The sequence below is a fragment of the Paraburkholderia sp. 32 genome (genome assembly GCF_050435345.1).
Classification (GTDB): Bacteria; Pseudomonadota; Gammaproteobacteria; order Burkholderiales; family Burkholderiaceae; genus Paraburkholderia; species Paraburkholderia tuberum.
The window spans coordinates 2,652,585-2,676,240 of the sequence record NZ_JBNDKD010000003.1; the positions used below are offsets into that span (position 1 = coordinate 2,652,585).

A 23,656-nucleotide genomic window follows, 5' to 3' on the forward strand; every position below is an offset into this window, starting at 1 on the left:
GAGCTTCGCCGCGACGTGGCCTGCGAATCCGTGCACCGCGACGGTGCGCGCGACGCCCACGGGCGGCGCACGGGCGCTGTCGCCGGTGCAATCTTTCGAGCGAGTTATAGCGCAGTGTGCGCCAGCGTGCGCATGGACCTTGCTTAACCGGTAACGATGACGCACATTTTGAGAGTTCGTTGCCGGTCGCGTTCGGACCGGCCGGCTCTCGCGTGAGAGGATTGCATGACGATTGCGCAACAGGACAGGGCGGCGAGCGTGCCGCACGGCTTCGAGGTCGAGGTGAGCTCGGGCCTTCAACGCTATTCGGTGCAGCACGGCGAACTGACGCTTACCAGCGTGTTCCAGCCGATTTTCAGTCTGTCGCACCTGCGCGCGGTCGGCTATGAGGGCTTGCTGCGCGCGCACGACGCGCTCGATCGCGCGGTGTCGCCGCTCGATGTGTTCGGCGAGGCCGCGCGCCTCGGCGACGCGCTGCAGATCGACCGGCTGGCGCAGACGCTGCATCTGGAGAACTTCAAGGTGCTCGGCGCCGAGCGCGAATGGTTGTTCCTGAACGTGCACCCGGGCGTGCTGACCGACCCGTATCTCGCGGCCGCTTTGCTCGCCAATCTGCGGCGGCTCGATCTGTCGCCGCGGCGCGTCGTGCTCGAAGTGCTCGAGCAGAGCGCCGAAGATCTCGATCGACTCGCCGACGCGGTGCGCGAGTTTCGCGAGCGCGGCTTCCTGATCGCGCTCGATGATTTCGGCGCCGGCCATTCGAACATCGAGCGGATCTGGCAACTGAATCCCGACATCGTGAAGCTCGACCGCGTCATGCTGTCGCATGCCGCGCATCGCGCCGACATGGCGACGATCCTGCCGGGGCTCGTGGCGATGCTGCATGAAGCGGGCAAGCTCGTGCTGATCGAGGGCATCGAAACCGAGCACGAAGCGCAGATGGCGCTCGCCTGCAATGCCGACTTCGTGCAGGGCTTTTTCTTTGGGCGGCCGAATCCGGGTGTTGCCGATCCGATCCACGCGGCGGTTTGCATCGGCGAAGTCACCGAGCGTTATCGTGAGCAGGCCGAGGCACGCGAGCGGCGCAGCGCGAGTCGCCTCGCGCCGTATCTGCGCGCGTTCGAGCGCGCCGCGGAGCGTCTCGCCGCCGGTGAGCCGCTCGACGAGGTGTGCTGGAATTTCCTCGCGCTCGATCACGTGGCGCGCTGTTTTCTGCTCGACGCGAAGGGGCGCCAGGCCGGCCGCAACGTCGTGCTGCGCGCCGATCGCGCGGCGCACGAAACGCGCTTTCTGCCGCTGGCCGACGCGCAGGGCGCGAACTGGCTGCGTCGTCCGTATTTCAGCGTCGCGATCAATGCGCCGGAGCGGGTGCACGTGACGCGGCCGTATCTGTCGATCAACGAGGCGTTGCCGTGCGTGACGCTGTCGGTGGCGACGCGCGTCGGCAGCGAGACTTGCGTGCTGTGCGGCGATATCGACTGGGTCGAAGACGAACGCGACGCGCGCATCTGACATGATGCCGTTTTCAACGACACCAGGTTGCGCTCATGTCCGTGCTGCTCGAAGTGATTGCCACGACCGTCGCCGATGCGCGCGCTGCCGCGCAGGCCGGTGCCGACCGTCTCGAACTCGTGACCGCGATGGGCGAGGGCGGATTGACGCCGAGTGTGGGGTTGATCGAGGCGGTGGTTTCAGCGGTCGGCGTCCGGGCAGCCGGCGTCCCCGTGAACGTGATCGTGCGGCCGCATAGCCGCGCGTTCGTCTACGACACCGACGACTACGCGGTGATGCTGCGCGACATCCGGGCCGCCAAGGCGGCCGGCGCGAACGGCATCGTGATCGGCATGCTCGATGCGGGGCGGGCGATCGACCGCGAAGGTCTCGCGCGCGCGTGCGAAGCTGCCGATGGACTCGCGATCACGTTCCATCGCGCGTTCGACGAGGCGCGCGATCTGCGCGAAGCGCTCGACGTATTGCTCGGTTTCGAGGCGGTGACGAATGTGCTGACGTCGGGCGGACAGCCGTCGGTGCTGCGGGCGCAAGCGACGATCGGCGAACTGCTGCGGCAGGCTGCCGGCTCGCATTGCACGGTGCTCGCCGGTGCCGGCTTGACGGTCGATGCGGTCGCGGAGTTCGTGAGCAAAACGCACGTCGAGGCCGTGCATTTCGGCTCCGGCGTGCGCGTGAACGGCAACGGACTCGCGCCAGTCGATCCCGCGAAGGTGATGCAGGTGAGGGCGCTGCTCGACGCAATGCAACGGTGAGCAGCGCAACTAACCACTTACTTCGCGACCACCACCGGAATGCCGCGCAATTGCCCGGCGCCCTTCATCTCCTCGAGCGACTTCTTCACCGCGACACCCGTCGCCGCATCGATGCCGAGGCGCGCGGCGAGGTCACGCTCACCACGCTTGACCCCCGCCAGATTCGCCAGCTTCACGTGCCCATACCCGCGCACGCGCGCATGCAGTTCAGCGAGTTTCGCGACGTCGTCGAAATGGCTCGCGTCGAGTTTCGCTAGCGCACGGTGCAGCGTGGCTTCGTAATCGCTCGCGAGCTCGCGCTCCATCTTGCGCTCGAGCGTGCGGCCGAACGGATCGAGCGCAGAGCCGCGCAGACCGCGCCATTTCGCGAGCAGGCCGAGCACGGGCCACATCCACTGACCATAGGTTTTCTTCGTCGGCACGGCGCCGGGCTGCGCACGCGTGAGCGTCGGCGGCGCGAGGTTGAAGCGGATCGTGAAGTCCTTGCCGGCGACGCCCTCGAACTGCGCTTCGAGCGCATCGCGGAAAGCGGCATCCGTATGCAGACGCGCAACTTCGTATTCATCCTTTACCGCGAGCAGCCGGTAGAACGTGCTCGCGACCGCGCGCGTCACGCGCTCGCTCGCCGCATCGACGGCGGTTTCCGCGCGCCGTGCCGCATCGACGAGCGAGCGATACCGCTTCACATAAGCCGCGCCGCCATACGCGAGCAGCCGTGCTTCGCGATGGGCGATCAGCTCGTCGAGCGTATCGACCCGCACGCTCGGCTTCGGTGCATGACGCGACTGCCACAGCGATTCGAGCGCGGCGGGATCAGCCGCGGCCATGCGCCCGATCGAGAACGCGAGCTGGTTCATCTGCACGGCGACGTTGTTCAGTTCGATCGCGCGCATCATCGCGGCGAACGACACCGGCACGAGACCGAGCTGCCACGCGAAACCGAGCATCAGAATGTTCGCGCCGATCGTATCGCCGAGAAAACGCGTTGCGAGCGCTTGCGCGTCGCACGTCGACATACGCTCTTCGCCGGCCGCGTGACGCATCTTGTCGATCAGCGCGTCGGCATGCAGCGTCGCATCCGGGTTCTGCACGAAGCTCGCGTTCGGAATCGCATGCGTGTTGACGACGATGCGCGTGCGGCCATGTCGCACCGTCTGCAGTGCATCGGCACTCGCGCCGACCACCATGTCACAGGCGAGCAGCACGTCGGCCTGCTGCGTGTCGATGCGGACCTGGTTCAGCCATTCGTCGCGGGCGGCAAAGCGCACGAACGACAACACCGCGCCGCCCTTCTGCGCGAAGCCCATGAAGTCGAGCACCGACGCGCTCTTGCCTTCGAGGTGCGCGGCCATGCTGATCAAGGCGCCGACCGTCACGACGCCGGTACCGCCGACACCCGTGATGAGGATGTCGTACGGCGCGGCATCGAGTTGCGTCGCGGGCATCGGCAACGCGTCGACGTGCGTGGCGAGCGCCTGCGGATCGAACGCGTCGCCCGCGGCTTTTTTCAGCGTACCGCCTTCGATGGTGACGAAGCTCGGGCAAAAGCCGTTCACGCACGAGTAGTCCTTGTTGCACGACGACTGATCGATGCGGCGCTTGCGACCGAGCGCGGTTTCCACCGGTTCCACCGACAAACAGTTCGACTGCACGCCGCAATCGCCGCAGCCTTCGCAGACTTCCTCGTTGATGAAGAGCCGTTTGTTCGGGTCGGGGAATTCGCCCTTCTTGCGGCGCCGGCGTTTTTCGGCCGCACAGGTCTGGTCGTAGATCAGCACGGTCACGCCGTCGGTGTCGCGCAACTGGCGCTGCACCGCGTCCATCTCGCTGCGATGGTGAAACGTCGTGCCCTGCGGAAACTGGCCGTGATGACCGTCGTATTTCTCCGGCTCGTCGCTGACCACGACGAAGCGCGACACGCCCTCGGCTTCGACCTGTCGCGCGATCTGCGGCACCGAGATGCTGCCGTCGACCGGCTGGCCGCCCGTCATCGCGACCGCGTCGTTATAGAGGATCTTGTAGGTGATCGTCGCGTTCGCGGCGACCGCCTGGCGGATCGCGAGAATGCCGGAGTGAAAGTAGGTGCCGTCGCCGAGATTCTGGAATACGTGGCGGGTTTTCGTGAACATCGAATGCGCGGCCCAGTCGACGCCTTCGCCGCCCATCTGAATCAGCCCGGTCGTGTCGCGCTCCATCCACGACGCCATGAAATGACAGCCGATGCCCGCCTGCGCGATCGAGCCGTCCGGCACTTTCGTCGACGTGTTGTGCGGGCAGCCGGAGCAGAAGTACGGCGTGCGCTTCACGCTGTCCGCCGCGTTCGACAGGATCTGCGGCGCGACCAGATCGACGACGCGTTCACGGCGATCGAGCGCCGGCTTGTGCTTCGCGAGCCAGTTCGCGAACACCGGGAGAATGCGCGACGGCCGCAATTCGCCGAGCGACGACAGCAGCAACGTGCCGTCTTCGGCGTGCTTGCCGATCACGACCGGCCGTGTGCCTTGTGTGCGGTTGTACAGATAGTCCTTGATCTGTTGCTCGATGACCGGGCCTTTCTCTTCGATCACGAGCACTTCGGACAGACCCGACACGAACGCGTCGATGCGCGTCATCTCCAGCGGAAACGACAGCCCGACCTTGTAGATGCGCACGCCGGCCGCGTCGAGATCGGCGACCGTCAGATCGAGCCGGCGCAGCGCTTCCATCAGATCGAGATGCGCCTTGCCGCAGGTGACGATGCCGACATTGGCGTGCGGGCTCGGCGCGATCCATTTGTCGATGCTGTTCATGCGCGCAAACTGGCGCACCGCGTCGAGCTTCGCATGCAGACGCGCTTCGATCGTCAGGCTCGGCAGATCGGGCCAGCGGTTGTGCAGGCCTCCGGCTGGTGCTTCGAATTCCGGTGGCGGTGTCCATTCGGTTTGCAGCGCGTCGAGATCGACGGTCGAGCCCGATTCGACGGTCTCCGAAATGGCCTTGTAGCCGACCCACGCACCGGAGAAGCGCGACAACGCCCAGCCATACAGGCCGAATTCGAGCATGTCCGCGATGTTCGACGGATTCACGACCGGCATGTGCCAGCCGATCAACGCGAAGTCGCTCTGATGCGGCATCGACGACGACACGCAGCCGTGATCGTCGCCCGCGACCACCAGCACGCCGCCGTGCGGCGACGAGCCGTACGCGTTGCCGTGCTTCAAGGCATCGCCCGCGCGGTCGACGCCCGGGCCTTTGCCGTACCACATCGCGAATACGCCATCGACGGTGCGCTCGGGATCGGCTTCGACGCGCTGCGTGCCGAGCACGGCGGTGCCGCCGAGTTCTTCGTTGATCGCGGGCAGAAAGCGGATGTCGCTCGCGGCGAGCAGTTTTTTCGCCTTCCACAACTGCTGATCGACCATGCCGAGCGGCGAGCCGCGATAGCCGCTGATGAAACCGGCCGTGTTCAGGTTGCGGGTCTTGTCGAGCGTGCGCTGCATCAGCGCGAGGCGCACGAGCGCCTGCGTGCCGGTCAGAAAGATCCGGCCGCGCGTCGCGGTGAGATTGTCGGAAAGCTTGTAGTCGGCGAGTGCGGGCGTGCCGTCGATGGGCAGGCGAGCGGTCATGGGGGAGTCTCCAAGGTTCTGGCTTCGCGCGCGGGCGGTGGGGTCACGGATGCCGCGCAGCGAAAGAGACTCTATTTTTTAGCGCTCGCGAGAGTGAATTATTTCTTCTTTAATCGGGCGTGCGCGAATGGGCGCGACGAGTCGCGCGTTTCGGCCCGCTTTTGAGCCGGATTTGCCACGCGGCGGCGCGCTTCGGGTATGCCCTGGGGTATCGTGAGGCGGCGAATGGGACGATGGCTATTGCTATTGCGCCGTGTTCGCCGCGATGTCCGGCTGGAGCGGTGCCGCATCGAGCGGCACGATTTCGTCGAAGTGCGCGTAGTCGATGTGGCTCACGCCGTCGCGCTCACTCATGATGTCGACGAACCGGTGCTGCCAGACGATCTGGTCGCAGGTCCACATGTGGCGCGCCTGCATGGTTTGCGACGTCGATTCGTCGATGCCTTCGAGCGTGAGCAGCAGCGAAACGTCGCGGCCTTTCAACGATTCGGCGTTTTCGCCGAACAGCGGGCTCGCTTCGTCGATGATGTGCATCAGCGTCCAGCCGAGCTTGAAGACCGGGTGCTGGTCGCGCACCAGCGCGAGGTCGTAGAGCTTGCGCAGCGTAAAGCCTTCGATCGAGGTCTCCAGACGCATGATGCGCAGCCGCGCGCGTGCCTCGGCGATCACGTTCTGACGCGCGTTGGCCGAGCGCACCATCAACGTCATGCGGCCGTCGATCGGCCGGATCACCGCGTAGCGCGCGAACATGATCTTCGCGTGCGGCCGCGAAAAGCGCGCGAAGATCAGTCCGGTCGCCAACGCGATGCTCGACATGCCGATGAAGATTTCGAGCGTCGCGATCCAGTGCGCGTAGACGGTTTGCGGATGCATGTCGCCGTAGCCGACCGTCGCGAGGGTTTCGACGCTAAAGAAGAACGCACCGCCGAAGCCCTTCGGAAACTGATTCGCGATCGGAGCGTCGCCGAGCATGTAGAGCGTGGCGAACACGATGTTGAGCAGCAGGAACAGCAGCGCGAGCGACACGAAGAACCCCGGCCAGCGCACGCCGAGCGCGCGGTGATACAGGTCTTGCCACAGCGGCGTCGGCATGCCGTGCGCGATCACCACGCGATCGTCGAGACGCATTTCGCGACTGCCGTGCGCGCGGCGCCTCGCGTCGGTGTCGCCGAGCGTGGAAAAACGGTCTGACGGTTCGCTTGCCATCACGCGCTCGTGGGAATGAAGACGTGGACAGCGTAGCATGGCGCGCTGCGCGAGTTTCCGCGCGGTGCGAAGGCAGCGCGGCGCGATGTATCGCCAGGGTGCGAGGTTGCGCGATGCCGTCGTTGAAATGCTTCCGGGCGCGTCCCGGAATTCAGGCTGGGTCAGGTCGCATCACGCGCGGCGTGCGGGTCGGACGCCGCCGCGCACCACACCCACCCAACCGCCGTCACGGAAACACGCGCGGCTTCGGAATTCCCGCGCCATGCTCGATATCGTCGACCGCCTGCCGATGCGCACTTTCCACCGCTTCGGCCTGCTCGGCATAACCCGCGTCGCCGCCGACCGTGGTCCACGCCTTGACGGCCTTCTCGCGATGACGGATTTCGTATTCCGCGTCCCAGCGCGCGCCACTGAGTTCGAGCGGACGAACGTGAATCGAATACACGCCATATTGGAACAGCTGTTCAGCCATGATCGCCTCCAGCCGGCCGATCCGGCAGCGGCGCGCCGATGCGCGAGGACGCGCGACGCGCTGCCCCTTGGTTCGGCCTACAGTTCGATTTCCCCGAGGATACGATGTGCGAGCGCTTTGGCTTCTTCGAGCGCTTCTCCCGGCGTCGACGAGGTCGAGTCGACTTCGTAGAGCGTGGTTTCCTGATCGGCGCTGGGTTCGCCTTCGTCGCGCGCGAGGGTGACGACACCTTGCCAGGCGTCATGTGCGACTTCTCTTATCGACGCGGTGGCCGTGTACAGCCCTTTGGTGTAGGTGACGTCCTCCATGGCCTCGCTCCTTTTCGCAAAGGTTTCGATGTTTTCATCCTAGCACGGCGTGGCGGGATCGGTTCCCGCCCGGGGCAGCTTCGCGCCGCGCGACGTGCTCGACATCCGTTACGCTACGCGCGCCCCAGGGCAGCAGAATTACAGCGTCGCGTTTTATAGCAGCGCGACCACCTCGTCGAGCGTCGGCGCGTGCGCGCCGGCGTGCCCGCAAGCCGCCGCGCCGGCCGCGAGCGCGAATGCGAGATGCTCGGGCCACCCGCGTTGCGGCGCGCTCATCAGGCTGAACAGCAGACCGCCGATCGACGCATCACCCGCGCCGACCGTATCGACCACTTCGACGCGCGGCGGCTTCGCCTCGATCACCGCGGCGCCGTCGAGCAGCATCGCCGCTTCGGGGCCGCGCGTGACGAGCACGGTGGCGGCGGGATTCATCGCGCGCAATTGCGCGAGCGCGGCGGCTTCGTCGCTGGTCTTGAAGATCATGCGCAGATCTTCGTCCGATACCTTGATCAGATCCGCGAGCGCCGCCATCTTGCGCAGCGTCGGCTCGTAGCCGTGCTCCATCAGGTTGCGATAGTTCGGATCGAAGCTGATCTTCACGCCGTGCGAACGCAACTCGGCGGCGAGTTTCGCCAGTGTGTCGCCGAGCGGCTGACGCACGAGGCTGATGCAGCCGAAGTGCGCCCACTTCACCGCGTTCATCCAACCGGCGGGCAGCTTCGCCGGCTCGAACGCGAGGTCGGCGCCGTTCTCGCCCATGAAGAAGTACGCGGGCGGATGCGTCTGATGCACGATCGCGAGCAGCGGCGGACGCTCGACGCGCTGCAGGAAGCGCATGTCGAGGCCGGCCGCGACGCTCGCGTCCCACAGCTCGTCGGAAAAGTTATCGACGCCGAGCGAGCCCGCGCACGCGGTCGGCAGGCCGAGCCGCGCGACGCAGCGCGCGGCGTTCCAGCCCGCGCCGCCCGGACGCGACAGCCAGTGCGATGCGCCGGTGCGCACGAGATCGGTCAGGATGTCGCCGGCGGATACGAAAACGGGGAGGTTGGTCGTCGCGCTCATTGTGCTTTCTCCGTGGAAGCCGCTGCGGCGGGAGCGGCTGATTCAGCCGCAGCGTTTTCGCCGAGCGCATGGGCGAGCACTTCGTAGCACGCGCCCATCGTGTGATAGTCGGTCTTGCCGGCCGGGCTCTTTTCGTCGCTGTACTTGCGGTTGTCGCAGGTGAGGATGCGATACCAGGCGCCGTACTTGTGGTCCACGAAGTGCGTCCAGCTATAGCGCCAGATCTCGTCGTACCAGTCCCAGAAGCGCTCGTTGCCGGTGCGCTTGCCGAGCAGCGCGGCGGTCGCGAACGTTTCGGCCTGCACCCAGAAGTACTTGTCGTGATCGCACACGGTGCCGTCGGGGCCGAAGCCGTAATAGAGGCCGCCGTGGTCTTCGTCCCACGCGTGCGTCATCGCGGCGTCGAACAGTTCGATCGCGCGCGGCAGCAGCCACGGCAGCGGACGGAAGCGTTCGAGAATCAGCAGCAGCTTCGCCCATTCGGTCTGATGACCGGGCTGAAAGCCCCACGGACGGAAGATGTTCGAGCTGTCTTCCTCGTTGTAATGCCAGTCGACCGACCAGTCCGCGTGAAAGTGCTCCCACACGAGTCCTTGCGACAGCTTCGCCTGGCGCAGCGTGATATTCGACGCCACGCGCTCGGCGCGATCGAGATACACCAGATGACCGGTCGCTTCGTGCGCGGCGAGCAGCGCCTCGGTGGTATGCATGTTCGCGTTCTGCCCGCGATACGTGCTGACACGCCAGTCGGCCGACGCGTCGTCGGCATAGAGGCCGGCGGCGGCGTCCCAGAAGCGGTGCTCCATCAGCTCGAAGGTCGCGCCGATCATCGGCTTCGCTTCCTCGATGCCGGCCATCGCCGCGTGCGAGTACGCGAGCAGCACGAACGCGAGGCCGTAGCAGTGGCGCGTCGCGTCGAGCGTGCGCTGTTTGCCGTCGCGCCATTCGATTTCCCAGTCGTAGCCCTCGTGCTGCGAGTCCCAGTGCGCGTCGCGCAGAAAGCGCAGGCCGTGGCGCGTGTATTCGAGGTGCTTCGGGTCGCCGAACTGCCGGTACGCCATCGCGTAGTTGAACACGTAGCGGCAACTGCTGACCAGGTGGCGCGTGGTGCGGTTGTAGATCGAACCGTCGTCGCGCAAGAAGTGGTAGAAGCCGCCGCTCGGGTCGAGCACATTCGGCGCGTAGAAGCGCAGCGTGTCTTCGATGTGCGCGAGCAGAAACTCGCGCTTGCGGAAGCTGGCGAACGGCGGCGCCTTCGCGGCGTCGCTGGAAAGTTGAAGCGGATCGGTTAGCGTCATGGCGTTTTCACCAAAGTACTGGCACGGGCAACGAGTTGAACGGGCAAGCGGACTTCGAGTTCGGCGGGCGAGTCTTCGAGCAGCAGTTCGACGCCGCGTCGGCCGAGCGCTTCCTTGTCGACCGCGATCGTCGATAGCGGCGGGGTAGCGTGGGCGGCGGCGGGGATGTCGTCGAAACCGATGATCGCGATGTCGTCGGGCACGCTGAAGCCGCGCGCGAGACACACGCGCAGCGCGGCAAGCGCGGCGGCGTCGTTGAACGCGAATACGGCGTCGGGGCGCGGGCCCGGCGCGTCGAGCAGGCGCTGCATCGCGCGCGCGGCGCCGGTGTCGGGATCGAGCCCGGCGTCGATGTTCACTTCGAGCGACGGATCGAACAGCAGCCCCGCTTCGAAGAATGCGCGCCGGTAGCCGAGCGCGCGCTCGGCGATGCTGAAGTGCGCGAGCGAGCCGCCGATGAACGCGACGCGCTTGCGCTGCTGCGCGAACAGATGGCGCATTGCGAGCGTGGCGCCACCGGCGTTGTCGAGATTGACCGAGCGCAAGCCCGGCGACCATAGATCGATCAGCACCAGCGGGCGTTGCATCGCGACCAGCGTGGCGAGCGTTTCGGGCTCGACGAAGCCGGCGATCGCGACGGCGTCGGGCGCGTGCAGGCGCATCTGGTGAATCACGTCCTCGGTCGGCCCGGCGGTCAGCACCGACGGCACGATGCCGCGCTCGCGGCACGCGTCTTCGACACCGTGCAGCACGTGCGAGAAGAACGGGCTCGCGGCGAAGTTGTTGTGCTGACGATGCAGCAGGAAAGTTAGCCGGCGGATGCGCGGACGCAGCTGCGCCGAGTCGTAGCCGAGCTGGCGCGCCGCTTCGACGACGCGTTCGCGCGTGGCCTCGGAAAGGCCCGGCTGATTCTTGAGCGCGCGCGACACGGTGCCGATCGAAACGCTGGCCGCGCGAGCGACGTCGCGGATGGTTGTGGCCATCGAATGAAGCTGCCGCGCGAGGCGAGGCAGCACGGGTTCAGGTCGGGCGATTGTATAGTAAAACGCAGATAAAGCCGCTCGCAAAACGCCAGCATGACACCAGTAAATACCCGTATTTTATGGACTTGTTGGAAATTAAGTTGTTTAGTAAAAATGCCTAAACAGCAGGCGGGCCGCTGTTTTCGAGACGGTTCGAGAATCGTCCTATGCCATCCGGCCGAGGCGACAGCGAGAGCGTTTGCGCGTGAAATAACGACAAAGGCCAGTGAAGAGCCAAAAGAAAAGCCGCCCGAAGGCGGCTTGCTTCACACGATCAAAACGACGCTCAGGGAGGGCGCTTATGAATGTCCTGTTTGCATTGCGTGTGTTTTCAACGGCGCGCGACGGCGGCGGCGGGTCGCCGCGCCGCGGCATTGCTCTCGCCGCTGAGGTCGCGGGCGCCCCAGCGTTGCGCGAGCGCGGCGCAGACCATCAGCTGGATCTGGTGGAACAGCATCAGCGGCAGCACCACGGCGCCGACCGCATGCGACGCGAAGATCACCTTGGCCATCGGCACGCCGGCGGCGAGGCTCTTCTTCGAGCCGCAGAAGATGATGGTGATCTGGTCCGCGCGGCTGAAGCCGAGCCGCTTGCTCGCGAAGATCGTCGCGGCCAGCGCGAGCGCGAGCAGCACGGCGTTTACCACGACGAGGCCGCCGAGCGCCGACAGCGGAATGGTGTGCCACAGGCCTTCGGTGACGGCCTCGCTGAACGCGCCGTAGACGACGAGCAGGATCGAGCCCTGGTCGACGAACTTCAGCACGCCGCGATTCTTCTCGATCCACTTGCCGATCAGCGGGCGCAGCAGCTGGCCGGCAACGAACGGCACGAGCAGTTGCAGCACGATGTTGCCGATCGTATGCCACGGCGACGCACCGCCGCTCGCGGCCTGATTCGACACGATGACGCTGACGAGTGCTGGAGTGACGAAGATGCCGAGCAGGCTCGAGGCGGACGCGCTGCATACCGCGGCCGGCACGTTGCCCTTGGCAATGGACGTGAACGCGATCGACGACTGGACCGTCGACGGCAGCGTGCAGAGGAAGAGGACGCCGGCGTAGAGCGACGGCGTGACCAGCGGCGAAAGGACCGGTTTAAGCGCGAGGCCGAGCAGCGGAAACAGCGCGAAGGTGCTCAGCAGCACCACGAGATGAAGGCGCCAGTGCGTCGCGCCCGCAATGATCGCCTCGCGTGACAACTTGGCGCCGTGCAGGAAGAACAGCAGGCCGACCGCGATGTTCGTCACCCAGTTGAACCCCACGGCGGCCTGCCCATGAACGGGCAGGAAGCTGGCGAGGATCACGGTGCCGACGAGGCACAGGGTGAAGTTATCGGGCAGGAATTTCGGGCGGGCCATGTCGCAATCTCGATTCAATGACGCGGTGTAAGCATGGGACGGGTCTGTCAGGCGTGGTCCATGCCAATGGAAAGCGGCTATTGTTGTCGAAAGCCGATTGAAAACGCAAATTCATTTGCCGAATCGATTAATGAAGTTTGCGCATTGACTCCCCAATCAGGCCGAGCCCATTCATGCGACGCGCCAGGTCTCAGTATTGGCGAGGTGCTTTCTCGCGACAAACCGTTTAACCATTGACGTTGCAAGCGGCGTTTATTTGCAACAAACGGCGCCCGCGCGGGCCAGGCGAAAACGCCGGCCAGCAAGCCGCGAGGCGCGTCCGCACGAGGGCTCCGGCGCGAAAAAACGCCGCAGTAACAGGGTGTTACATCCACCGACGAGACCTAACACTTTTTGGCTCGACACCCTCTGCCCCCGACCATAAATTACTCGTTCAAAGGCCGCAGGGATGCCCTGCGCCGCGACAGGAACGCGGCGCTTTTCTCCTCCCGCAACAGGTCCATCGCAGCTCGAACGGTGGATTTCAGGCAAGTCTTCGGGCGTGAGAGTCACAGGTGGACGGGTTGTCGAGAACGAGGCACTGGGCGTGGGGCGCGGTCATCGCCGTGCTGTGCTCGTTCGCCTATGCGAAGGAGCCGGGTGGGCCGCATGGCGGCGGTGCCGCCGCGGGCGGCGCTTATTCGCGCGACACTGCCGGGCGCGCGCCGCGCATGGAGATGCGTGGTGACGGCCGTCATGCCGGTGCGGGCGGCGCACCTGCTCCGCGCGGCTCGCGCAGTGCGATGGCTTCTCGTGACGCACGCGCGCAGCGCGGCAATCCGAATATCGCGGACGCCAATTTCGGTTATGGCTTCGGCAGCTACGAGTCCGGCATGCGCCGTGTCGGCGATCCGTCCGGCTATGCGGGCGCGATCACGCCGGTCAGCGCGGAGTCGCGTCCGGTGCCGCATCCCCCGTCCAACATGCCGATGCGCAACGGCTCGATCCGCGCCGACGTCGCCCGCTACAACGAAGAGCGTGGCGCAGCGCGCCCGATGCAACGCCCAGCCGACGATCCGCGTCAGCCGGGCGGTTCACCGTACCGGAATTAGCCGAGCGCGATTTCGCAAACCACCGCACCGCCCCAACCGCAGTCCCGAAACCCGTCTTCCGGATCCTTCCCGCGATCCCTCGCGCGGCTTCGCGCGCCTTCCTCTGCGCCGTAGCCCCGAATCTGACGTTTCGACGCCACACTTTTTTGAAAACACCCGGCATCGAATTACCGGTCAGCGTCAAATCCTGGCATTCTGCCGCGTCGCGCCATCGGCCCGTCATTTAAGGCGTTCACGCACGCTGTGGCGCGCCGTTCGCCGAATGCCGCATTGCGTCCAGGAGTCGGCGCCAGTCCGCTCTGAAGCGTCGTATCAAGCCGATAACCGACCAAACTAATCAGACCGATATACCCGCAATAAGCAGCGATATTTTTGTTCATAAAAATGGTCCGCAAAGATGGGACCCGCCCAGATTGACTCGACGATCGAACGGATAACAACAACGTTTCGCGCGAGCGCCCCCTTTCGCACAGCCACACCCTTTTGACAAAGATTGGAGAATCCATGAACACAAGCCTCAGCAGCGCGCTGAAGACTACTCTCAAGGCCACCGCATGCGTCGCCGCGCTGGCGAGCGCGTCGTCGGCGCTCGCGCAATCGAGCGTGCAGCTCTACGGCCAGGTCGACGAATGGGTCGGCTCGCAGAAGTTTCCGGGCGGCAAGACCGCGGTGGTCGTGTCGGGCGGCGGCATGTCGACGTCGTACTGGGGCTTCAAGGGGACCGAGGATCTGGGCAACGGCTACAAGGCGATCTTCACTATCGAAGGCTTCTTCCGCGCGCAAACTGGCGAGTACGGCCGCTTCACCGGCGACACGACGTTCTCGCGCAACGCGTACGTCGGCATCGAATCGCCGTACGGCACGGTGACCGCCGGCCGCCTGACGACGCCGCTGTTCGTATCGACGATCCTGTTCAACCCGTTCGTCGATTCGTACTGGTTCTCGCCGATGGTCTATCACGTGTACCTCGGCCTCGGCACCTTCCCGACCTACACGACCGACCAGGGCGTGACCGGCGACTCGGGCTGGAACAATGCGGTGTCGTATACGTCGCCGAACTTCAACGGCCTTTCAGCGACCGCGATGTACGCGCTCGGCAACACGACCCAGAACGGCGCGAAGAAGTGGAGCGGCCAGGTGCTGTACTTCCACGGCCCGTTCGCGGCGACCGCGGTGTACCAGTACGTGAACTTCAACAACGTGCCGGGCGACCTCGGCAGCTTCGAAACGTCGGGCGTGCCGGGTCTGCGCAGCCAGAGCGTCGCGCAGGCGGGTGTGTCGTACGACCTGAAGTTCGTCAAGCTGTACGGCCAGTACATGTACACGTACAACGACCAGCAGGTCACGAGCTGGCACGTCAACACGGGTCAGGGCGGCGTCACGGTGCCGTTCGGGCCTGGCTCGGTGATGGCTTCGTATGCGTATTCGCGTAACGGCGGCGGTTCGAACCAGACGCGCCAGACGGCGGCGGTCGGCTACGACTATCCGCTGTCCAAGCGCACCGATGTCTATGCCGCGTACCTGTATGACCACATCACCGGTCAGTCGAGCGGCAATACATATGGCGCGGGGTTGCGCGCGAAGTTCTGATCTCGGCCCACGGTGTCACCGCAAAGCCCGCGTTCCGCCCGGAACGCGGGCTTTGTCGATTTCGGGCGCCGCCGAATACGAGCGTTTGCTGCCGTTCTTTTGATAAACCCGGCAAAATGACGTCGATTGATTCCTGAAGCGAGCGACTGAGATGGACACCCTCGTCAGCATGAAAGTGTTTCGCCACGTGGTCGAAGCCGGCAGTTTCGTCGGCGCGGCGGAGAAGATGGAGATGTCGGCGGCGATGGCGAGCAAGCATGTGATGCATCTGGAGCAGCAGCTCGGCGCGCGGCTCCTGAACCGCACCACGCGTCGCGTCGCGCCGACCGAGGCAGGCCGCGAGTACTACGAGCGGCTGAGTCAGGCGCTCACCGAGCTCGACGAAGCCGGCCAGGCGGTCGGCGCGGCAAGCGTCGTGCCGCACGGGCGGCTGCGGGTGTCGTCGCTGTCGGCGTTCGGCCTGAATCACGTGATGGCCGCGGTCGCGGACTACGCCGCGCAGTATCCGCAGGTCACCGTCGATATGACACTGTCCGACCGCGTCGTCGAACTGATCGACGAGGGCTTCGACGTCGCGATCCGCGCGTCGCCGGGCGGGCTCAAGTCGTCGTCGCTGATCGCGCGGCAGATCGCGACCGCGCATCTGGTGCTGTGCGCATCGCCCGCCTATCTGCGCAAGCATGGCACGCCGAAGAGCGTCGCCGATCTCGCGCGCCACAACTATCTGCAGTACGCGGGCGTATCGGCGCTCGAAGTCGCGACCGGCGACGCGGGCTCGCGTGTGCGCCTGTCGGGCAACCTGATCGTCAATCAGCTCGAGGCCCAGCGCGTGGTCGTGCTGCATGGCGCGGGCATCGCGATGCTCGGCACCGAGGTGATCGGCAGCGATCTCGCCGAAGGGCGGCTCGTGCCGCTGCTCGTCGACCAGGTGCCGCCGCGGGAGCTGCCGATCCACGTCGTCTACACGAGCCGGCGGCATCTCTCGGCCAAGGTGCGCTCATTCGTCGATTTTCTGGCGGCGCGGTTCGCAAACGAATCGCTGTGGCCGTCGCTCGACCAAATCAAGGCGTTGGCGGTGCGGTAGCGTGTCGCGAAGCACCGAGCATACGTCGCCAATCGCCCGCCCCGCGCCCCGGCGCCGTGTTACCCCGTTTCTATATACTGATTGTGAGCACCCATCAGTTAAATGATCTGGGGGAGACATGACCGATCTGTCCACGCCGCAGCGTGCCGGCAGCCACGAACTGCCCGCGGGCCGGCGCCTGCGCTTCGTCACCGCCGCCGCACTGTTCGACGGCCACGACGCGTCGATCAACATCATGCGGCGCATCCTGCAGGCAAGCGGCGTCGAGGTGATCCACCTCGGCCACAACCGCTCAGTCGCCGAAGTCGCGACCGCCGCGCTCAACGAGGACGCCGACGGCGTCGCCGTGTCGAGCTATCAGGGCGGCCACAACGAATACTTCCGCTACCTGGTGGATTTGCTGCGTGCAAGCGGCGGCGAGCGCATCAAGGTGTTCGGCGGCGGCGGGGGCGTGATCGTCCCCGAGGAAATTGCCGCGCTCGAACGCGACGGCGTCGAAAAAATCTACTCGCCGCACGACGGTCAGCGGCTCGGTCTGCAAGGCATGATCGACGACATGATCGCGCGCTGCGTCGAAGGGGCGCGCGCGGCCGACGCGGCGCGGCCGACGCCGGTGCGCGAATGGCTCGCCGAGCTGGCCGCGCGGCCGTTGCCGCGTTGCGGTGAGGCCCATGCTCCGCACGCTGGCACTGCTGCTGGCTCGCACCCCGCCGATCCCGCCGCGCCGATCTTCCGCCGCCTCGCGCAACTGATCAGCGCGTTCGAAACGAACAGCGTCGACGCCGCCGCGTGCGACCAGCTAGCGACGCTCGCGCAAGCGCCACGCATCCCGGTGCTCGGCATCACCGGCACCGGCGGCGCGGGCAAGTCGTCGCTGACCGACGAGCTGATCCGCCGCTTCCGGCTCGACCACGGCGACACGCTGAACATCGCCGTGCTCGCGATCGATCCGTCACGCCGAAAATCCGGCGGCGCGCTGCTCGGCGACCGCATCCGCATGAATGCGATCGGCGATTGGGGCGACGGCGCCCGCATTTATATGCGCTCGATGGCGACGCGCGAGGCATCGACCGAACTCTCCGATTCGCTACCCGCCGCGCTGATGCTGTGCAAGGTGGCGGGCTTCGATCTGATCGTCGTCGAGACGTCGGGGATCGGTCAGGGCGATGCGGCGATCGTGCCGTTCGTCGACGAATCGCTGTACGTGATGACGCCGGAGTTCGGCGCCGCGAGCCAGCTCGAGAAGATCGACATGCTCGACTTCGCGAGCTTCGTCGCGATCAACAAGTTCGATCGCAAGGGTGCGCAGGATGCGCTGCGCGACGTCGCGAAGCAGGTGCAGCGCAACCGCGGGGACTTCGCGACATCGCCCGACGCGATGCCGGTGTTCGGCACGATCGCGTCGCGCTTCAACGACGACGGCGTGAGCGCGCTGTACCGGCGCATCGCTAATGCGCTGCGCACGCACGGCCTGCGCGAGGGCGGCGCACGGCTCGGCGCGACCGAAGGCCTGCGCTTTTCGAGCAACCTGCATGCAATCGTGCCGCCCGCGCGCGTGCGCTATCTGGCCGACATCGCGCAGACGGTACGCGGCTATCGAACGCGGGCCGACGCGCAGGCGCAAATCGCGCGGGAACGCTGGCAACTGGTCGAGACGCGCCGCATGCTCGGCGAGGCGGGCAGCGACGCAGCGTCGCTCGATGCGCTGATCGACCAACGCGGCGCCGCGCTCGGCGAGCGCGAACGCAAGCTGCTCGACGCGTGGCCGCAAACGGTGGCCGCCTATGCGGGCGACGAACATGTGGTGCGCATCCGCGAGCGCGAAATCCGCACCGCGCTGACGGTCACGACGCTGTCCGGCTCCGAAATCCGCAAAGTGTCGCTGCCGAAATTCGTCGATCACGGCGAGATCCTGCGCTGGCTGATGCTCGACAATCTGCCCGGCTATTTCCCATTCACCGCTGGCGTGTTTCCGTTTCGTCGCGAGAACGAGGACCCGACGCGCATGTTCGCGGGCGAGGGCGATCCGCAGCGCACGAATCGTCGCTTCAGGCTGCTGTCGGAAGGCATGCCGGCCAAACGGCTATCCACCGCGTTCGACTCGGTGACGCTGTACGGTGAGGAGCCGCACGAGCGCCCGGACATCTACGGCAAGGTCGGCAATTCGGGTGTGTCGGTCGCCACGCTCGACGACATGAAGACGCTGTATGACGGCTTCGATCTGTGCTCGCCGGATACGTCGGTCTCGATGACGATCAACGGCCCCGCGCCGACGATCCTCGCGATGTTCTTCAACGTCGCGATCGACCAGCGGATCGCGCTGAGCGAGCAACAGCAAGGCCGCCTGTTGACCGAAGCCGAACTCGCCGCAACGCGCCGCGCCGCGCTCGAAAACGTGCGCGGCACCGTGCAGGCCGACATCCTGAAAGAAGACCAGGGGCAGAACACCTGCATCTTCTCGACCGAATTCAGCCTGAAGGTGATGGGTGACATTCAGGCGTATTTCGTCGAACACGGCGTGCGCAATTTCTATTCGGTGTCGATTTCCGGCTATCACATCGCCGAGGCCGGCGCGAACCCCATCTCGCAGCTCGCGTACACGCTCGCGAACGGCTTCACCTACGTCGAGGCGTATCTCGCACGCGGCATGTCGATCGACGACTTCGCGCCGAATCTGTCGTTCTTCTTCTCGAACGGCATGGACCCGGAGTACACGGTGCTCGGCCGCGTCGCGCGACGCATCTGGGCGGTCGCGATGCGCGAGCGCTATGGCGCGAGCGAGCGTAGTCAGAAGCTCAAGTATCACGTGCAGACGTCGGGCCGCAGCCTGCACGCGCAGGAGATCGATTTCAACGACATCCGCACGACGCTGCAGGCGCTGATCGCGATCTACGACAACTGCAACTCGCTGCACACCAATGCGTTCGACGAAGCGATCACGACGCCGACCGAGGAATCGGTGCGCCGCGCAGTTGCGATCCAGCTGATCATCAATCGCGAATGGGGGCTCGCGAAGAACCAGAATCCGAATCAGGGCAGTTTCGTGATCGATGAATTGACCGATCTGGTCGAGGGAGGCTGTGCTCGCCGAATTCGAGCGGCTGACAGAGCGCGGCGGCGTGCTCGGCGCGATGGAAACCGGCTATCAGCGCGGACGGATTCAGGACGAGTCGATGCTGTACGAGCATCGCAAGCATGACGGTTCGTATCCGATCGTCGGCGTCAATACGTTCCTGAGCGCGCATCCGCATGAAGCGCCGCGGCCGCTGGTGCTCGCGCGTTCCACCGACGCGGAGAAGCAGAGTCAGCTGCGGCGGTTGCGCGACTTCCAGGCGCGCCACCGCGACGCCGCGCCCGAGGCGCTCGAACGCCTGAAGCGCGCGGTGATCGACGACGGCAACGTGTTCGCGGTGCTAATGGACGTGGTGCGCGTGTGTTCGCTCGGGCAAATCACCCACGCGCTGTTCGAGGTGGGCGGGCAGTATCGGCGCAATATGTAGGCCGCGAGCGGGCGGCCCGGCCCGGCCCGCTCCGTTCTTCACCTCAGCGCGCGATGCCGAGCCGCGCCTTCGCGTCGTTGTATTCCTTCTTCAGACGCCGCACGAGCTCGGCGACGTCCGGCACGTCGTCCATCAGGCCGACGCCCTGGCCCGCGCCCCAGATGTCCTTCCACGCCTTCGTCTTGTCGCCGCCGAAGTTCATCCTGGTCTTGTCCGATTCGGGCAGCGCGTCGGGATCGAGGCCCGCGTTCGTAATGCTCTCGCGGATGTAGTTGCCGTGCACGCCGGTGAACAGATTCGTGTAGATGATGTCCGACGCCTTCGCATTGATGATCGCCTGCTTGTAGCTGTCGACCGCGTGCGCTTCTTTGGTGGCGATGAAGCGTGTGCCCATGTACGCGAGGTCCGCGCCCATCGCCTGCGCGGCGAGAATCGAGCCGCCGTTGGCGATCGAGCCCGACAGCACGATCGGGCCGTCGAAAATGCGCCGCACCTCGCCGACCAGCGCGAACGGCGAGGTGGTGCCCGCGTGGCCGCCCGCGCCCGATGCGACCAGAATCAGCCCGTCGACGCCGGCTTCCAGCGCTTTCTGCGCATGACGCAGATTGATCACGTCGTGCAGCACGATGCCGCCGTAGCTATGCACCGCATCGACGATCTCGCGTGCCGGCGCGCGCAGGCTGGTGATGAAGATCGGCACCTTGTGCTCGACGCAGACGCGCACGTCGTGCTCGAGCCGCGCATTCGACTGGTGAACGATCTGATTGACCGCGATCGGGCCGATCACCGCATCCGGGTTCGCGGCTTTGTGCCCGGCGAGTTGCGCCTGGATCTGCGTCAGCCATTCGTCGAGCAGTTCGGCCGGGCGCGCGTTGAGGGCAGGGAACGAGCCGACGATACCGGCCTTGCACTGCGCCAGTACCAGTTCGGGATAGCTGACGATGAACATCGGCGAAGCGACGACGGGTAGCGCGAGGTTTTGCAGAACGGCGGGCAATGCCATGGTGCGAGTCTCCAGGTTGGGCCAACCGGTGCGACGTGCGCCGGCGAATAGATGAATGAGTTTAGCGACACGGCTTGCGGCGTGTTGACCGGCGAATGCGTGTGACAATCGAACGAAACCGGCATGTCGAAGTCGCGCCAAACATTTAAGAACGGTCGTTCGATTATAGGCGATGCGGGCGACCCGCGCGCGGTAGGCCCGTTTGGAACGGTTCGAAGGAGTATTCAGGTTCCATGTCTGCGTGGGATATCCCACCTCGCACGGACCTGTTGGCCTTCTACAATGCACGGACCTCAAACGATCAACGAGACGTCATGGCCTTCGAAAATTTCACGTCTTTTCGCGTCGCCGTGGGCGATGTCGACATTTTCGGAGTGAAGGGCGGCGCCGGGCCGCCTCTGCTTCTGCTGCACGGCCATCCGCAATCGCATCTGATCTGGGAACGCTGCGCCGCGCCGCTCGCGCAGCACTTCACGGTGATCGCAACCGATCTGCGCGGCTATGGCGCGTCGGGCAAACCGCCGAGCGATGCCGCGCACGCACCGTATTCGAAACGCGTGATGGCCGCCGACCAGGTCGCGGTGATGCGCCACTTCGGCTTCGAGCGCTTCCTCGTCTGTGCGCACGATCGCGGCGCGCGCGTCGCGCACCGGATGGCGCTCGATCACGCCGACGCGGTCGAGCGTTTGATGCTGCTCGATATCGCGCCGACACTCGCGATGTACGAAGCCACCGACCGCGCGTTCGCAACGCACTACTTCCACTGGTTCTTCCTGATCCAGCCCGAGCCGCTGCCCGAAACGTTGATCGGCGCAAATCCGGCCGCCTATGTCGACGCGGTGATGGGCGGACGTCACGCGGGTCTCGCACCGTTCGATCCCGCCGCGCTCGACGCGTATCGGGCGGCGCTCGCGCAACCGGGTGCGGTGCACGCGATGTGCGAGGACTATCGCGCGTCGGCGAGCATCGACCTCGAACATGATCGCGCCGATATCGAGCGCGGCAACAAGATCGGCTGTCCGCTGCGGGTGCTGTGGGGCGACAAGGGTGTGATCGAAAAATGCTTCGATGCGCTCGACGAATGGCGGCATGTCGCGCGCGACGTGAGCGGCCGCGCGCTATCGTGCGGGCACTATCTGCCCGAGGAAGCGCCGGACGAACTGGTCGCCGAGATGCTGTCGTTTTTCGAGACGCTCGAACAATAAGCGCCGGGCTGCTTCGCGCGACCTTCGTTTGACCAGCGATGGACCTTCGTTAGCCGAGCGGCGGCAGCCGTCGCGCGACCGGCGTCGACTTGACGATCGCCGTGCTGGTCTCCGCGCGCTCGGTCACTTTCGACAGGATCTCGTCGAGCTGTTCGATCGAATGCAGGTACAGGCGGCAGATGAAACAGTCGTCGCCGGTCACCTTGTCGCATTCGACGAACTCCGGAATGCGCCGGATCACTTCCTCCACCAGATGCAACTGCCCGGGCAGCGGCTTCACGCGCACTACCGCCTGCAGCGTGAAGCCGAGCGCGCGCGGATCGATCTGCACGGTGAAGCGCTCGATCACGCCCTGCGCTTCGAGCCGCCGCACGCGTTCGGCCGTGCTGGGCGCCGATAAGCCGACGACGCGCGCGAGTTCGCTGACCGGCTGGCGCGCGTCCTGCGCGAGCGCGGCGAGCAGTGCGCGGTCGGTGTCGTCGAGTGCGACCGGCGCGATCGATGCAAGGCGTTTGCTCATGATGGCCTTCGTTTATGAGGTGCAAATGCGGTAACGCTTAAGTTTAGCCATGTATTCGCGCGGGGGGATTAATTAGACTGCCAGTTATGCAGTCACAATCCGGGATCGAATCATGGCTTCGAACAAGGCTTCCGTCACGACCTCGAGCAGTTCGCCCAGCGACATCCGCCGTGGCGCGGCGGAGATGAGCGTCGCGATGCTGATGTCGGGCACGATCGGCTGGCTCGTCGTGTCTTCGCAGCAAAGCCCCTTCAACGTGGTGTTTTTCCGCTGCATTTTCGGCGGCGCGACGCTCGCGCTCGTGTGCGCCGTACTCGGCCTGTTCCGCCGCGAGCTGTTTTCGTGGAAGATGCTCGGCCTCGCGTTGCTCGGCGGCGCGGCGATCGTAGTGAACTGGGTATTGCTGTTCGCCGCGTATTCACGCGCGTCGATCTCAATGGCGACGGCCGTCTACAACACGCAGCCGTTCATGTTGGTCGGGCTCGGCGCGCTGGTGTTTCGCGAGCGCATCAGCGCATCGACGATCGCGTGGCTCGTGGTCGCGTTCGTCGGGCTCGTGTTCGTCGTGAAGGTCGAGCCGGCCGTGCTCGCGGTGCCGGGGCAGTATCTGGTCGGCGTCGCCTATGCGGTCGGTGCGGCGGCGATGTACGCGGTGTCGTCGATCATCACGAAGCGGCTGAAGGGCACGCCGCCGCATCTGCTCGCGCTGATCCAGGTATCGCTCGGCGTGCTGTTGCTCGCGCCGTTCGTACGCTTCGACGCGTTGCCGGCAAACGGCGCGCAGTGGCTCGAACTGATCGTGCTCGGCGTCGTCCATACCGGTCTCATGTACGTGCTGCTGTATGGCGCGATCCAGAAGCTGCCGACGTCGATGACGGGCGCGTTGTCGTTCATCTATCCGGTGGTCGCGATCATCGTCGACCGGCTCGCGTTCGGACAGACGCTCGCATGGATTCAGGTGCTCGGCGCCGCGCTGATTCTGCTGGCGGCGGCGGGCGTCAATCTCGGGTGGCGGATCGTGCCGCAGAGAAAGCGCTTATCGTCCACGTGATGCCGATTCGACATTCAA

General features: G+C 65.5%; 20 protein-coding genes. 9 read left to right on the top strand and 11 right to left on the bottom strand.

All coding sequences use genetic code 11. The annotated features are described in order from the left end of the window. Nucleotides 1-225 precede the first annotated feature (225 nt). Both OKW26_RS35100 and OKW26_RS35105 read left to right on the top strand, forming a co-directional pair. Nucleotides 226-1,512: an EAL domain-containing protein gene (locus OKW26_RS35100; protein ID WP_090802732.1), complete on the top strand. Its 1,287-nt coding sequence runs from the start codon at nucleotides 226-228 to the stop codon at nucleotides 1,510-1,512. A gap of 35 nt (nucleotides 1,513-1,547) precedes the next feature. Continuing rightward, complete coding sequence (locus tag OKW26_RS35105; protein ID WP_429356489.1) at nucleotides 1,548-2,264, top strand: copper homeostasis protein CutC; 717 nt, start codon at nucleotides 1,548-1,550, stop codon at nucleotides 2,262-2,264. Nucleotides 2,265-2,281: 17 nt separating this feature from the next. Here OKW26_RS35105 and OKW26_RS35110 read toward each other — a convergent pair whose 3' ends face one another. From OKW26_RS35110 to OKW26_RS35145, 8 genes are all read right to left on the bottom strand, one after another. Further along, a complete protein-coding gene (locus tag OKW26_RS35110) occupies nucleotides 2,282-5,869 on the bottom strand; it encodes an indolepyruvate ferredoxin oxidoreductase family protein (RefSeq protein ID WP_429356490.1) in 3,588 nt (1,195 codons plus the stop codon). 243 nt (nucleotides 5,870-6,112) lie between these two features. Continuing rightward, nucleotides 6,113-7,075: an ion channel gene (locus tag OKW26_RS35115; RefSeq protein WP_429356491.1), complete on the bottom strand. Its 963-nt coding sequence runs from the start codon at nucleotides 7,073-7,075 to the stop codon at nucleotides 6,113-6,115. A gap of 226 nt (nucleotides 7,076-7,301) precedes the next feature. After that, nucleotides 7,302-7,547 carry a hypothetical protein gene (locus tag OKW26_RS35120; protein ID WP_090802738.1) on the bottom strand — a complete coding sequence of 82 codons (246 nt, stop codon included), beginning with the start codon at nucleotides 7,545-7,547 and terminating at the stop codon, nucleotides 7,302-7,304. Nucleotides 7,548-7,624: 77 nt separating this feature from the next. After that, nucleotides 7,625-7,855 carry a hypothetical protein gene (locus OKW26_RS35125; RefSeq protein ID WP_018419210.1) on the bottom strand — a complete coding sequence of 77 codons (231 nt, stop codon included), beginning with the start codon at nucleotides 7,853-7,855 and terminating at the stop codon, nucleotides 7,625-7,627. A 153-nt stretch (nucleotides 7,856-8,008) separates the two neighbouring features. Beyond that, entirely contained in the window at nucleotides 8,009-8,917 is a 909-nt protein-coding gene (locus OKW26_RS35130; RefSeq protein WP_184062694.1) for a carbohydrate kinase family protein, read from the bottom strand. Continuing rightward, nucleotides 8,914-10,215 carry an AGE family epimerase/isomerase gene (locus OKW26_RS35135; protein ID WP_429356492.1) on the bottom strand — a complete coding sequence of 434 codons (1,302 nt, stop codon included), beginning with the start codon at nucleotides 10,213-10,215 and terminating at the stop codon, nucleotides 8,914-8,916. Before OKW26_RS35135 ends, OKW26_RS35130 begins: the two co-directional genes overlap by 4 nt. Next, the gene (locus OKW26_RS35140; RefSeq protein WP_090805561.1) at nucleotides 10,212-11,198 is read right to left on the bottom strand and encodes a LacI family DNA-binding transcriptional regulator; all 987 of its coding nucleotides are present in this window, start codon (nucleotides 11,196-11,198) and stop codon (nucleotides 10,212-10,214) included. Before OKW26_RS35140 ends, OKW26_RS35135 begins: the two co-directional genes overlap by 4 nt. A gap of 370 nt (nucleotides 11,199-11,568) precedes the next feature. Next, complete coding sequence (locus OKW26_RS35145) at nucleotides 11,569-12,594, bottom strand: bile acid:sodium symporter family protein (protein ID WP_429356493.1); 1,026 nt, start codon at nucleotides 12,592-12,594, stop codon at nucleotides 11,569-11,571. A gap of 554 nt (nucleotides 12,595-13,148) precedes the next feature. Between OKW26_RS35145 and OKW26_RS35150 the strand changes: the two genes are divergently transcribed. Then, nucleotides 13,149-13,685, top strand: a complete 537-nt coding sequence (locus tag OKW26_RS35150; RefSeq protein ID WP_429356494.1) for a hypothetical protein — start codon at nucleotides 13,149-13,151, stop codon at nucleotides 13,683-13,685. Between the two features lie 167 nt (nucleotides 13,686-13,852). Here the strand turns inward: OKW26_RS35150 and OKW26_RS35155 are convergent, their stop codons facing one another. Continuing rightward, nucleotides 13,853-14,065 carry a hypothetical protein gene (locus OKW26_RS35155; protein ID WP_429356495.1) on the bottom strand — a complete coding sequence of 71 codons (213 nt, stop codon included), beginning with the start codon at nucleotides 14,063-14,065 and terminating at the stop codon, nucleotides 13,853-13,855. Nucleotides 14,066-14,189: 124 nt separating this feature from the next. Here OKW26_RS35155 and OKW26_RS35160 point away from each other — a divergent pair, with 124 nt between their 5' ends. From OKW26_RS35160 to OKW26_RS35175, 4 genes are all read left to right on the top strand, one after another. Beyond that, on the top strand, nucleotides 14,190-15,275 hold the full coding sequence (locus tag OKW26_RS35160) for a porin (RefSeq protein WP_429356496.1): 1,086 nt from the start codon (nucleotides 14,190-14,192) through the stop codon (nucleotides 15,273-15,275). Nucleotides 15,276-15,426: 151 nt separating this feature from the next. Next, nucleotides 15,427-16,359 carry a LysR family transcriptional regulator gene (locus tag OKW26_RS35165; protein WP_184051262.1) on the top strand — a complete coding sequence of 311 codons (933 nt, stop codon included), beginning with the start codon at nucleotides 15,427-15,429 and terminating at the stop codon, nucleotides 16,357-16,359. A 118-nt stretch (nucleotides 16,360-16,477) separates the two neighbouring features. Then, the gene (locus OKW26_RS35170; RefSeq protein ID WP_429356497.1) at nucleotides 16,478-19,558 is read left to right on the top strand and encodes a methylmalonyl-CoA mutase family protein; all 3,081 of its coding nucleotides are present in this window, start codon (nucleotides 16,478-16,480) and stop codon (nucleotides 19,556-19,558) included. Then, on the top strand, nucleotides 19,491-19,859 hold the full coding sequence (locus tag OKW26_RS35175) for a methylmalonyl-CoA mutase family protein (protein ID WP_429356498.1): 369 nt from the start codon (nucleotides 19,491-19,493) through the stop codon (nucleotides 19,857-19,859). Before OKW26_RS35170 ends, OKW26_RS35175 begins: the two co-directional genes overlap by 68 nt. Nucleotides 19,860-19,902: 43 nt before the next feature. Here OKW26_RS35175 and OKW26_RS35180 read toward each other — a convergent pair whose 3' ends face one another. After that, entirely contained in the window at nucleotides 19,903-20,862 is a 960-nt protein-coding gene (locus tag OKW26_RS35180; RefSeq protein WP_429356499.1) for an NAD(P)H-dependent flavin oxidoreductase, read from the bottom strand. Between the two features lie 314 nt (nucleotides 20,863-21,176). On the opposite strand from OKW26_RS35180, the gene OKW26_RS35185 reads away from it, so the two are divergent. After that, nucleotides 21,177-22,067 (top strand): alpha/beta fold hydrolase, encoded by an 891-nt coding sequence (locus OKW26_RS35185; RefSeq protein ID WP_429294382.1) that lies wholly within the window; start codon nucleotides 21,177-21,179, stop codon nucleotides 22,065-22,067. A gap of 49 nt (nucleotides 22,068-22,116) precedes the next feature. Here the strand turns inward: OKW26_RS35185 and OKW26_RS35190 are convergent, their stop codons facing one another. Next, the gene (locus OKW26_RS35190) at nucleotides 22,117-22,587 is read right to left on the bottom strand and encodes an Lrp/AsnC family transcriptional regulator (protein ID WP_184062678.1); all 471 of its coding nucleotides are present in this window, start codon (nucleotides 22,585-22,587) and stop codon (nucleotides 22,117-22,119) included. Nucleotides 22,588-22,699: 112 nt separating this feature from the next. Between OKW26_RS35190 and OKW26_RS35195 the strand changes: the two genes are divergently transcribed. Further along, complete coding sequence (locus tag OKW26_RS35195; RefSeq protein ID WP_187618022.1) at nucleotides 22,700-23,638, top strand: DMT family transporter; 939 nt, start codon at nucleotides 22,700-22,702, stop codon at nucleotides 23,636-23,638. Nucleotides 23,639-23,656: the final 18 nt, after the last annotated feature.